The sequence below is a fragment of the Priestia sp. YIM B13489 genome (assembly GCF_042787645.1).
In the GTDB taxonomy this organism is placed as follows: Bacteria; Bacillota; Bacilli; order Bacillales; family Bacillaceae_H; genus Priestia; species Priestia megaterium.
The window spans coordinates 1,304,096-1,316,274 of sequence record NZ_JBHZOQ010000053.1; the positions used below are offsets into that span (position 1 = coordinate 1,304,096).

Annotated in this window: 13 protein-coding genes; all 13 read left to right on the forward strand. The window is 36.5% G+C overall.

What is annotated here, in order from left to right; all coding sequences use genetic code 11:
- Positions 1-2 precede the first annotated feature (2 nt).
- A complete protein-coding gene (locus tag ACFX4W_RS12535; RefSeq protein WP_016764133.1) occupies positions 3-281 on the forward strand; it encodes a YokU family protein in 279 nt (92 codons plus the stop codon).
- A gap of 101 nt (positions 282-382) precedes the next feature.
- Entirely contained in the window at positions 383-1,864 is a 1,482-nt protein-coding gene (locus ACFX4W_RS12540; RefSeq protein WP_323619131.1) for an amino acid permease, read from the forward strand.
- Between the two features lie 238 nt (positions 1,865-2,102).
- Positions 2,103-2,849, forward strand: a complete 747-nt coding sequence (locus tag ACFX4W_RS12545) for an MBL fold metallo-hydrolase (RefSeq protein ID WP_043982499.1) — start codon at positions 2,103-2,105, stop codon at positions 2,847-2,849.
- Between the two features lie 66 nt (positions 2,850-2,915).
- Positions 2,916-3,173 carry a SunI/YnzG family protein gene (locus ACFX4W_RS12550; RefSeq protein ID WP_043982500.1) on the forward strand — a complete coding sequence of 86 codons (258 nt, stop codon included), beginning with the start codon at positions 2,916-2,918 and terminating at the stop codon, positions 3,171-3,173.
- Positions 3,174-3,212: 39 nt separating this feature from the next.
- A complete protein-coding gene (locus ACFX4W_RS12555; protein ID WP_043982503.1) occupies positions 3,213-3,674 on the forward strand; it encodes a GNAT family N-acetyltransferase in 462 nt (153 codons plus the stop codon).
- Between the two features lie 190 nt (positions 3,675-3,864).
- The gene (locus tag ACFX4W_RS12560; RefSeq protein ID WP_043982504.1) at positions 3,865-5,037 is read left to right on the forward strand and encodes an iron-containing alcohol dehydrogenase; all 1,173 of its coding nucleotides are present in this window, start codon (positions 3,865-3,867) and stop codon (positions 5,035-5,037) included.
- Positions 5,038-5,226: 189 nt separating this feature from the next.
- The gene (locus ACFX4W_RS12565; RefSeq protein ID WP_043982506.1) at positions 5,227-5,562 is read left to right on the forward strand and encodes a hypothetical protein; all 336 of its coding nucleotides are present in this window, start codon (positions 5,227-5,229) and stop codon (positions 5,560-5,562) included.
- A 307-nt stretch (positions 5,563-5,869) separates the two neighbouring features.
- On the forward strand, positions 5,870-7,132 hold the full coding sequence (locus ACFX4W_RS12570) for an ATP-grasp domain-containing protein (RefSeq protein WP_043982508.1): 1,263 nt from the start codon (positions 5,870-5,872) through the stop codon (positions 7,130-7,132).
- 15 nt (positions 7,133-7,147) lie between these two features.
- Positions 7,148-7,708: a hypothetical protein gene (locus ACFX4W_RS12575; protein ID WP_043982510.1), complete on the forward strand. Its 561-nt coding sequence runs from the start codon at positions 7,148-7,150 to the stop codon at positions 7,706-7,708.
- A 32-nt stretch (positions 7,709-7,740) separates the two neighbouring features.
- Positions 7,741-8,679 (forward strand): DMT family transporter, encoded by a 939-nt coding sequence (locus ACFX4W_RS12580; RefSeq protein ID WP_043982511.1) that lies wholly within the window; start codon positions 7,741-7,743, stop codon positions 8,677-8,679.
- A gap of 27 nt (positions 8,680-8,706) precedes the next feature.
- The gene (locus ACFX4W_RS12585) at positions 8,707-9,942 is read left to right on the forward strand and encodes a DUF6421 family protein (protein ID WP_043982512.1); all 1,236 of its coding nucleotides are present in this window, start codon (positions 8,707-8,709) and stop codon (positions 9,940-9,942) included.
- A gap of 15 nt (positions 9,943-9,957) precedes the next feature.
- Complete coding sequence (locus ACFX4W_RS12590) at positions 9,958-11,259, forward strand: valine--pyruvate transaminase (RefSeq protein ID WP_043982515.1); 1,302 nt, start codon at positions 9,958-9,960, stop codon at positions 11,257-11,259.
- 189 nt (positions 11,260-11,448) lie between these two features.
- Positions 11,449-11,907 carry a cell wall hydrolase gene (locus ACFX4W_RS12595; RefSeq protein ID WP_043982516.1) on the forward strand — a complete coding sequence of 153 codons (459 nt, stop codon included), beginning with the start codon at positions 11,449-11,451 and terminating at the stop codon, positions 11,905-11,907.
- The last annotated feature ends 272 nt before the right edge of the window (positions 11,908-12,179 follow it).

Consider the following 12,179-nt stretch of genomic DNA (forward strand, 5'->3'; position numbering starts at 1 on the left):
TATTGAAATGTCAATGGTGCGAATCCTATGAAGCGAAAGAGACGGATGCAACGGTTTATTGGGAGCTTCCTGACGGCACAAAAGCTATAGAAATTAAAGAGACGCCTTCCATTACATGTTCAGAATGCGGCATTACGTATCAAACAGATGCAACGGTTGGACACATTGAAGATCAACTGTTTTTAATCAACACCTCTGCCTTAGAAAAAAGTGTAACGTACGAACAGCTTATGAGCCTGCCTCGTCTATTAAAACGAAACTACTTTGATTTTTCAAAGTAAGCAATGAAGGGTCCATCTCCTGCTTTTTGTGGGAGATGGATATTCTTATACGCTTTACGTTAAACATGTGCGCATAGTTCATTTATAAAGGTGGGATAAGTATGGAAGCGGTCGATATAAATCGTAATGAAGAAGAAAAAAAGCAGGACGATAAGCATATAAAACGCCATTTGAAAGCACGCCATATGACCATGATTGCCATTGGAGGGTCAATCGGAACAGGCTTATTTCTAGCTACCGGATCATCCATCCAAACTGCTGGACCTGGAGGAGCGCTGATTGCTTACGGGGCCATTGGAATTATGGTTTACTTTCTCATGACTAGTCTTGGAGAAATGGCCACGTTTATGCCGGTATCAGGTTCTTTTTCAACGTACGCCAGTCATTATGTAGACCCAGCTCTTGGCTTTGCGCTCGGCTGGAACTATTGGTTTAACTGGGCTGTTACGCTCGCTGTAGAAATAGCTGCTTCTGCTATTATTATGAAGTTTTGGTTCCCTGATGTGCCAAGTATTATCTGGAGCGCTTTGTTTTTAGGCTTAATTTTTTTACTTAATTTCCTATCTGTAAAAAGCTATGGAGAATCTGAATATTGGTTTGCTCTCGTAAAAGTAGTAACCATCATTGTGTTTATCGGAGTGGGCCTTCTGACCATATTTGGCATTTTCGGCGGTGAATATATCGGTTTTAAAAACTTTACATTAGAAGAAGCGCCGGTCAACGGCGGATTTCTGTCCGTACTAAGCATTTTCTTTATCGCGGGATTTTCTTTTCAAGGTACAGAGCTAGTCGGCATTGCGGCTGGGGAAAGTGAAAACCCTCAAAAAAATATACCAAAAGCCATTCGCCAAGTCTTTTGGCGCATTCTTCTATTTTATATTGCAGCCATTGCTGTAATTGGGCTCATCATTCCTTACACAAGTCCATCTCTTCTAGGAGGAGATGTGGATAACATTGCTGTTAGTCCATTTACGCTTGTTTTTGAAAAAGCAGGAATTGCTGCAGCTGCTTCAGTGATGAATGCTGTTATTCTTACCTCGGTTTTATCAGCCGGAACTTCTGGCTTATATGCTTCTACGCGAATGTTGTGGTCCATGGCAAATGAAGGGCAAGCGCCTAAAGCGCTTCGAAAAATTAATCGTCGAGGAATTCCAGTAAACGCGCTTGTTTTAACCACTATCATTGGCGGTCTTGCCTTTTTAACATCAATTTTTGGCGATCAAATGTATATGTGGCTTTTAAACGCTTCAGGCATGAGCGGATTTATTGCGTGGATTGGTATTGCCATCAGCCACTATCGTTTCCGAAAAGCATATGTTGCTTCAGGACGGGATATAAATGAACTGGCGTATAAAGCAAAATGGTTTCCTCTAGGTCCTGTTCTTGCATTTGGAATGTGCCTCATCGTTATTCTAGGACAGAATTATCAAGCGGTACTTTCCGACAAAATTGATTGGTACGGCTTGACGGTCTCATACATCGGTTTGCCTCTCTTTTTAGCGACGTGGTGGGGATATAAAATAGCAAAGAAAACCAAGGTTGTACCTTTGCATGAATGTATCCGAAGAGACGATAAGAAATAAAAAAGCTATACGGCTAACGATAAGTAAAAAAGGTGAACCTTGGACAACAAGGTTCACCTTTTTATTTATAAAAATCTATCATAATAAGTTTTATTTTATAGATATCATAGCATAAAAAGTGATTTTTTTCCAGTCTGGTTTTTGTTTTGTTTATTGATAAAATTCAAGAATACCACTGCATGCTAAGCGATTATGGAGGTTGAAAATCTTTGTACTTTAATAAGAAAAGGGGTTTGTAATGAGAATTTCTGCAGGTGTTGAAATGCTACAGTTGACTGCCAGAGCTTTTGACCAAAATATAATATTAAATCCTACGTTAGTTTGGAATAACGATGAAGCTATTCTAATTGATACAGGAATGCCTGGGCAAACCGATCAACTGAAAGAGGCCTTGAGTGAATTGAATATATCTATTGAACAGCTAAAAGTAATTCTTCTAACGCATCAAGATCTAGATCACATAGGATGTGCGACTGATATACGAAAAAAATCAAATGAAAATATCATCGTATATGCTCATGAATTTGATAAGCCGTATATTGAAGGGAAACTTCCACTTATTAAAACGAATGCGAGTCGAATGAGTAACGAAGAACTAGCAGCTATACCTGATGAAATAAAATCTTTTTATAAAAACCCTCCAAAAGTTGACGTAGATATAGTATTAAAAGGGAGTCAAATGCTCCCATACTGTGAAGGCATTGAACCGATTTTTACCCCTGGACATACGCCTGGGCATGTAAGTTTTTATTTAAGAAAATCAAAAACACTGGTTGCTGGAGATGCTTTAGTGTTGGCAAATGGACGATTAATGGGACCTGTTAAACAAACGACCTTAAATATGGACCAAGCAGTTCAATCACTCGAAAAATTCTTACACTACGACATTGAGCATGTTATTTGTTACCATGGAGGTTATTTTCAAGGCTGTCCGAAAGAAGCAATTTTAAGGATAAAAGAACACATTGCACAGGGAGAAAGTTAAGGGGAAATGAACTTGTTTTTTGCTAGAAGAAGGAAGGGAAAATAGAAACCAAAGGGGATGTATAAAATGTTTACACCAACTATCAGTGTCCGAAAAATAAATGATAATCTCATTATAAAATGGCAGCTTTCACACTTTACGATTCCGTTAGAAGACATTCTTGAAGTAACGGAAGATGACACGTACGGAGGCAAAGAAGTAAACGCCATTCGAATTGGCCCTCCGTACGGAACGACTGACCGCATCTTTATAAAAACGACCAATAAAAACTATCTGTTATTTACCTCAAACGCACCGGCTATATTAAACGAAATAAATTCATAACGAGCATTACTAAATACGAGATATATAGGAGAGAAAAAATTGAAGATTAGCCGTACTTTCGATACTGGTAAAATTGCCAAGCTTAATCAGTCTGTTCATCAACTGCATGTAGAATTATACCCCGAGCGCTTTCAAACATATGATTTTCAGAAGATACATGAATTTTTTAAGAAAGTGATGAAAGACGATAGATCTATCTTTCTTTTAGGAGAAGACGAAGGTCAGCATGTGGGATTCGCTTGGCTGGAAATAAAGCAGTATTCAGAGACAGTGTTTAAAAAGACTTACAAGTCAATTTATGTTCATCAAATAAACATCCCAGAACCCTACAAAAACAAAGGGTTTGGTTCAAGTTTAATGAAAGAAATTTATAGCATTGCTCGTACAAACGACATCAATACAATTGAGTTAGATTATTGGAATGATAATACGATTGCCGAAAGCTTTTACGAAAAAGAAGGATTTGTTACGTATAGAAAAATGGCTTATAAAGAACTTTAAAGAGAGCATTTACTTGCTCTCTTTTTTATATCTAAGAAGCCATTTTCTTCATTTTAATTACTCAATAAAATAAAGTACGCGATATGAGAACTTAACTCTTGAAAAATTTTTGTTTTACATTTATACTTACATTCTTGTTCGCGTAATGCGACAACTCACTTTATATTCAACTAGGAGGTATACAGATAGTATGGAAAATTTCATTTATCATAATCCCACAAAATTAATCTTCGGAAAAGATCAGCTTCAAGCATTATCAGAAGAGCTCCCGAAATACGGAAAAAATATTTTGCTTGTTTACGGCGGAGGAAGCATTAAGAAAAACGGTTTATACGATCAAGTTCTTACGCTGTTAAAAGAGTTAAACGTAAATATAAATGAGTTAGCGGGCGTAGAGCCAAATCCTCGACTATCTACGGTACGAAAAGGAATTGAAATTTGCCGAAATGAAAACATTGACTTCATGTTAGCAGTCGGCGGAGGAAGCGTTATTGACTGCACAAAAGCAATCGCTGCCGGAGCTGAGTATGAAGGAGACGTCTGGGATATTATTAACAAAAAAGTAACGGCTACAAAAGCACTGCCGTTCGGAACGGTATTAACATTGGCAGCAACAGGTTCTGAAATGAATCCTGATTCTGTTATTACGAATTGGGAAACAAATGAAAAATACGTTTGGGGAAGCGCCGTTACGCATCCTGTATTTTCTATATTAGATCCTGTGAACACGATGTCTGTTCCTAGAGATCAAACTATCTACGGCATGGTAGACATGATGAGCCATGTGTTTGAACAATATTTCCATAACGTGAAAAACACGCCTTTACAAGATCGTATGTGCTATTCCGTATTACAAACAGTAATTGAAACAGCACCAAAATTGCTAAAAGATCTGCAAAGCTACGAGCACCGCGAAACGATTTTATATTCCGGAACAATCGCGCTAAACGGAACACTTCAAATGGGCTACTTTGGCGATTGGGCTTCACATACAATTGAACACGCGGTATCAGCGGTATATGACATTCCTCATGCAGGCGGTTTAGCAATCCTATTCCCAAATTGGATGCGACACGTTGTAGATCAAGATGTAACTCGTATGAAGCGTGTAATGACAAGCATGTTCGATATTGAAACTGCAGGTAAAAGCGACAAAGAAATTGCATTAGAAGGAATCGATAAGTTAAGCGCTTTTTGGTCAAGCCTTGGTGCACCTTCTCGCTTAGCAGATTACGATATCGGAGAAGAGAGACTAGACGAAATTGCTGGAATTGCTGCTCGTGAAATGGCGTACGGAGGTTTCGGTAACTTTAAAAAACTAAATAAAGATGATATTTTAGCTATTTTAAAAGCGTCACTGTAAAGTGAAAAACAAAAAGAAGGAGACATCTGTCTTCTTCTTTTTGTTTTATCTTATAAATGACTGGAAATTAAGTAGAGCAGGAAGAATGGTTCTTTTTATTTTCTCTTTCACTATAGTAAACAAAAAGGGTTCACATAAATTCAAACAAGAAAGTGAAAAATGGATATATCTATGAAAAAGGAGCGCAATATGAAAGAAGTGAAGTTTAACTCAAAGGACATCTTGAGTCAAAAACAAGAAAATGTTCAAATTATAAAAGCAGAAAATGTTCAGCCTCAACAAGCACGTGAAACGTTGGATAAACATTTGCTCCTTCTTCACCGTACCGCTAAGCCTGTTGCGATTCAAGAAACAGTAGCAGATAGCTTTCAGGGAGGAGTAGCTTTTAAAAATGATATTAACTTTATCCCTGCTGGAGCTGACAGCACTTGCGAATGGAAAGAACCGCTATCTTTTTTGCGTGTTGAGTTAGATCCTCAAATCGTTAAAGAAATAGCTGATAAAGAAAACTTATTTTGTAAATGATAAGTATCTATTTTAATAAAAAATATAAAAAAGAAAGGTTGAATCTATGTCGACCTTTCTTTTTTATAGAAAAATTCTCATTAAATTTTTTTAACAATATCTTTATAATCAAATAGCAAAATTTCTGCTTTTAGTTTCACTTTAGTATTAACCCTATAAACTATTCTTTTCTTTACTTTTTACTAATATATTAAATATTCTATATATTCCTAATGTTATATAAAATTAAATTGACAAATATATGAAGCGGTCATTAGAATTTAGTCATCGAACAGTGAAGAACTGTTTAAAAGTAGGGGGGAAGTAAATGCCGTTACAAAATAAGCATCTAGCAGTTGTGTTACAAAATACATATTTACCGTTTATTTTTGAAGAAGCAGAAGCTCTCGGAATTAAATTGACGTTTTTTTATAACCAAGAAGAAGTAGAACCTAAGCATCTTAAAAACGTACAAAATTTCATACCCATTGATTTATTTCACACCCCAGACAAAGCTCTTGAGATTATTAAAGCAGAGCATCACAAAAATCCTTTTGACGGCATTATGACATTATATGAGCCTGCATTAGAGGTTGTATCTCAGCTGACAGAAGAGTTAAACTTACCGGGCTTATCACCGTTTGTGATTAGTAACTGTCGAAACAAGCAGAAGATGAGAGAGGTTTTAAAAGATAATGATCTTAACACTCCGTATTTTAAAGAGGTTGAAAATACGGAGGAATTAAAGAATCTTTCACTGCCTTATCCTGTCGTAGTAAAACCTTCTAACGGATTTTCCAGTCAAGGTGTATCACGAGCGAATAATAAAAAGGAACTGATTGACAGCATAGAAAAAGTGAGACGCGTAAATGAAGAAGACCTAAGCAAATTCACAAAAAATAAAACGAGCATGGTAATTGAACAATTTATAGACGGACCAGAGTTTGCTATTGAAACGTTTTCTGTAGAAGGAGAAGTTTATGTACTTTCTATAGGTTATAAAGGAAATTCCAAAGGACCTTTCTTTGAAGAAGGTGTTTATATAGCTCCAGCTCAGCTAGAAGAAAACGTTTGGCAATCTATTGCACAAGAAGCAGCTAGAGCAGCAAATGCTTTAGGAATTGAGAATGGCCCAGCTCATATTGAATTACGCCTGGACCCAGCAGGAAAACCTTATGTAATTGAAATAGGAGCGCGCATTGGAGGATCTGGGATTTCTCATTATATCGTAAAGGAAAGTACAGGTATTAACTATATGGAGCTAGTTTTTTACTATGTATTAGGGTTAAAACCTCCTGTATTAAGAAATGAAAGAAAACGAAAGAAAGTGGTGGGCAACTACATTATCCCTGTGCAAGGCCATGGGATTTTTAAAGAAATTCGAGGCTTAGAAGACGTGCGCAGAGATACTGAAGTAAAAAGAGTTATTCAATTTATCACTAAAGGGACAGACATTTTACCATATCCGCACTTTTCAGGGTACCCTGGATTTATTTTAACCACTCATGACTCTTATTCCGACTGTGAGCAGTATTACAGCTATTTAGATAACAAAGTAAAAATCGTTTATAAAAATAAAGTAAACGCATAGGGGGTATCAAAGGCTATGATAGTTGCAGAGTCGTCTAGTAAGAAAAATAAGCAGCTTCAAAAAATTAGCATTATCCATACCTTAGGGCCTGAAGGAACAAATTGTGAAAAAGCAGGCTATCTGTGGTTCGAACGCCAAAGCATACAAGGTCAGGTCTTTTTGCATCAAACGTTGGAAGAAGCTTTAGTTCATGTGAAAGAAACAGAGAGTTCTGCTCTTCTAGGCTGCGCAGTATATCCTTACTTACATGATATTGTGTTCAAAAATTTAACTAGTTTAGAGCTAGTAGATAGCTTTATTATGCCAACGTATAACATGGTGCTTGCCTCAAAAGAAGAGGTGATAACAACCAATAACCTGTTAATTGCTTCACATCCTGCCCCTGTTGATTTAGCTCATTCCATCAGTCCCAATGTTCAGTTAGTAAATAGTAATGCTCAAGCGGCGATTGATTGCTTAGAAGGAAAGGTAGACGCATGTATTACAACGAGTAAAGCCGCTACCGAGAAGGAGTTAACAATTGTAAAAGATTTTGGAGAAGTGCCGATGTGTTTTACGCTCCACGGAAGAAAATAGGCTTAACTTTAAAAAAGAAATAAGGTGAAACAGTGATTTCTAAATTAACCCGTATTCATGTACATCTTTTGTTCTGTCTATTAGCCGTCATCGGGGGAACGACATGGGCTTTTCAAAAGACTGGATTAAAGGATAGCTTGCCTCTATGGTCAGCAGGTATGAGGTTTTTAATTGCTAGTTTAATAATTGCCCTCTACCTCTTACTCACAAAAAAAATGGCCGTTTCAAAAGAAGTAGTAACCATTTCAGCATTAAACGGAATTTTGTACTTTGCTCTACCGTTTGGTTCTGTTTATTGGGCATCCGTTTATTTGCCAAGCGGGCTTGTTTCCGTTTTAGCTGCCAGCATTTCAGTGTTTGCTCTTTTATTTAATCGCTTATTTAAAGGAACACCAGCTACAAAAGGACAAAAGCTAGGTGTAGTCATGTGCTTAATTGGTATGAGCGTTGTATTTGGAAATCAGCTGTTTATACAGGGAAATGTGATTCAAATAGTAGCCATGATCGTCATTTTAATGGCTATGCTAGGTTCTGCTTTTATAACTGTTCAAGTTCAATCTCGCATAAAATCCTTGCCTATTATGACCTTTAATTCTTTTTCGATGCTAAGTGGAGGCGCTTGTTTACTGATTGTTAGTCTATTCGTAGAAAATGGAAACCGCACTTTCTCTGGGATTAGTCTTATCTCATTATTATACTTGGCCATTATAGGGTCGGTCGTGGGGTTTTCTATTAATATTTATTTATTAAAAAAATGGCATATATCAAAAGCAACGGCGCATTTATTTATTTCACCGGTTATCGCCTTATATGTAGGATTTGTCTTTTTAGGTGAAACATTAAACAAACAGGTCTATATAGGTACAGCGTTTGTAATAGCAGGGGTTATATTTATTAACTTGAAAAAGCAAATAGAGAAAAACACAAATAATTCTACTCTTAAATCATCTAAAAATATTTCTGCTAAGTAGCTGTTCTAAAAAAGGAGGGTTTTAATCATGTTAACAAAAAATCATACTCAAAGTTTAGTGGAGTTATTAAACGATAAAATAGTACCTTCTCTATATGAGATAAGAAAATATCAGGGCCAAAATGGAGAGGTCAAAAGAAATTACGAAAAAGCTAGAGAGCTCTTATTAAAAGTAGTTGCTGAAACTGAAACAATATATAACTCTTTAAATTTACCTGAAGTGTGGAATGCATTAAAAAATGACGTATGTGATTGGATTGAAAGAGGACTCGATCAAGCTCCTTATTTTGATCAAACGTTAATTGCCTATAGCCCGCCTGCAAACGGGGAGGCGACGTTCTTTTTAGGACCGATTGTAACGCCTAATGGCCCTACAAAAAGAGGATTTTATTTAGAAGCCTTTATCGCTGTGCGCGATGAACCTGAAATCATGAAATCCATCGAAGCAGACCTTCCTCATCCTAAAAATGGGTGTGAATCTTTAAAGCTGTTGGCTGGTACTCAAGGATTTATGGAAGGGAAGTGTATTGTATTTTTCCCTGAGAATGTAAAAACAAAAGAAAAGGTAACAAGTCAAAACTTCGCGATATTTTTCTTTAATAAATTTCACAGCATATACAATGAGGATACATTAAAAAGAGCGTCTTCTATCTTTCCTGATTTCAACTTTAAATCTCATACTATGAATAGAGAAGACACTTATCAGGCAAGGGTAATCTGGGGATATCTGCATGATTATTACCATCACTGCGGAAACAAACCTTTTGACCAACATATACAGGCGAAAATGAATTTTTTTGCAGGCATACTAGAAGAAGTTAAAGTAGATTGCCAGACGGTGCTGACTCTTCATAAAAGAAAATATCCTTTTTGGGAAGAGATAACGGAATTTGTTCTCTTTGAACGACTTTTAAGATACCCTAGTCAGCATAATGCACCTCGAAACTTTGATTCTGGAACAGGTTTTTTTCTTTTTAGCTGGCTAGTTGCAAATGGGCGTTCAATATCCCGAAAAGGAGACCATGCTTATTTAGATTTAGACATATGCTTAGAAGAACTGGATCTTTTAGTAAAAGAAATTGAAGAACTTGAAACGATTCAAAGTGACCTTGACTATAAAGAAGAAGCTGAACATTATGTTCGAAAATACTTATTACCTAGTGAGAACGATGATAAATTTATTATCCCGGACAATTACTTTATTAATCAGCAAAATAAAAAGATTGAAGTTCCATACTTACTATTCGATGACCATAATCTTTAAGGAGAAGGTGCACTAGTGACTGCTTTGCATTTAAGTAAAATAGGAAGCAAAATGACTGATAAAGTAGGTGTTCGCGCTATCATGCATGACATCCAAGAGGTGCTCAATTCCAATCTCAATCAATATGTGAATTTAAGTGCTGGCAACCCTGCCATCCTCCCTCAAGTTTATGAAATGTGGGAAGAAGCTTTAAGAGATATTGTGAACGACAAACAATTAAAAAATTTGATTAGCCAATATGGTTCTAGTTACGGTACGCATGAATTAATTGATTGCATAAGAGAATACTTCTTTACGAATTATCGTATTAAACTGGACAGAGAACAAGTCTTGATCACGTCGGGAAGTCAAAATCTCTTTTTTTTAGCTTTAAATTCGTTTTGTGGTACAAGTAAAGAAGGAAGAGTAAAAAAAGCATTAATACCTATGCTGCCAGATTACGCTGGGTATAGTGGAGTCGCACTTGAGGAAGGTGTAATAGAAGGAATTCCTCCTATCCTCTCAAAGCTTGATCGTCATACGTTTCGCTATGAATTTAACAAACAGGCATTTAAAGATAAAATAGCTCAGGACCCAGACATCGGAGCTATTGTATTATCAAGACCTAATAACCCAAGCGGCAACATCCTTTCCGAAGAAGCCGTACAGCTTATATCCCAAGTGTGCAAGGACTATCACATTCCATTTCTAATTGATTCAGCTTACGCACCGCCTTTTCCTGCTATTAATTTCATTGAAATGGATCCAATCATACATGATAATATCATTCACTGCATGAGTCTTTCTAAAGCCGGATTGCCTGGTGAGAGAATAGGAATTGCTATAGGAAAAAGTGACTTCATAAAAGTAATGGAAGCATTTCAATCAAATATTTTGATTCACTCTTCTAGGCTAGGTCAGAGGATGGTGGTTAACACCTTAAAGAGCGGGCAGTTAGCCAGAATTTCAGCTAACTATATAAGAACTCATTATAAACAAAAACATGACTATTTAAAAAAACTTTTAACTACACGTATGCCGGATGATATTCCTTGGTATTTGCACAAAGCGGAAGGTTCGTTATTTGGCTGGCTTTGGTTAGAAGGTTTGCCTTTCAGTGATAGCGATCTATACAATAAATTAAAAGCAGAAAACTTGATTGTAGTGCCAGGCGGCTCATTCTTTCACGGCAGCCAATCTTCTTCTCACAACCGGGAGTGCATTCGCATAAGTCTTACTGCTGCAGATGAGGAGTTAAAGAAAGGAATTGATATTCTTTCTTCAGTAGTTAAGGAAATATACAGTTCAAACTTTATATTTCAAACAGAAAAATTATAATTTCTTTAAGGTTTAGAAGTGCAACTCATACGTAATCATAAAGGGTTCTTTATAAGCTAAAGATTGTTTAAAGAAGACAATAACATCCAATTTCTTTTGGAACTGGATAATTTTTTGCAATGAAAGACTCCTATATTTCTGCTAGCATATGAACCACGTCAAGAAATAGCAAGGAGGCTTTTTATTTTTATGATAAAGAAACTAGTGATTGCTATAGCAATGCTTATCCCAAGTTTTGGTGCAGGTTACTCAGCATTTGCAGCAGTGCCCGCTCATGAACAGCACGTTCAAGTAAATAAAAATGATAAAGAATTATTAGCTCGTCTTGTATCAGCTGAAGCCAAAGGAGAGCCTTATGCAGGCAAAGTAGCCGTGGCGACAGTTGTATTAAATAGAGTCGACAGCAGCAAATTCCCAGACACTGTAAAAGGCGTTATTTATCAAAAAGGTCAGTATAGTCCGGTCAGCAACGGTCAAATTAATAAACCTGCAGACAAAGATTCAAAAAAAGCTGTAGAAGAAGCAATTAACTTCCAAGGTCAAGGAAAAGGTTCATTATTCTTCTTTAATCCTGATAAAACGGGAGATCAATGGCTGCGCCAAAAACAAGAAACAATTAAAATAGGAAATCATGTATTTGCAAAATAATAAAAAAGCTAATGGCTAGCTGCGCGCTGCTATTAGCTTTTTTAGTTATGTACATAAAATAAACAGTAGAATAATCTTTAAAATTAGAATTTCATGGTAAAATATAAAAAGTCATTCATAATTAAAAATATGAGGTGATAACGTGAAAGAGAATATGATGTTTGCTTGGATAGCTTCATGGTTAGCTCTTGCTGGTCAGCTCGTTTTTTTACGGGAGTAGCGCTTTTTACAGGGGATTGGCGCTACATGATGTGGAGTTTTATGATAAGTAT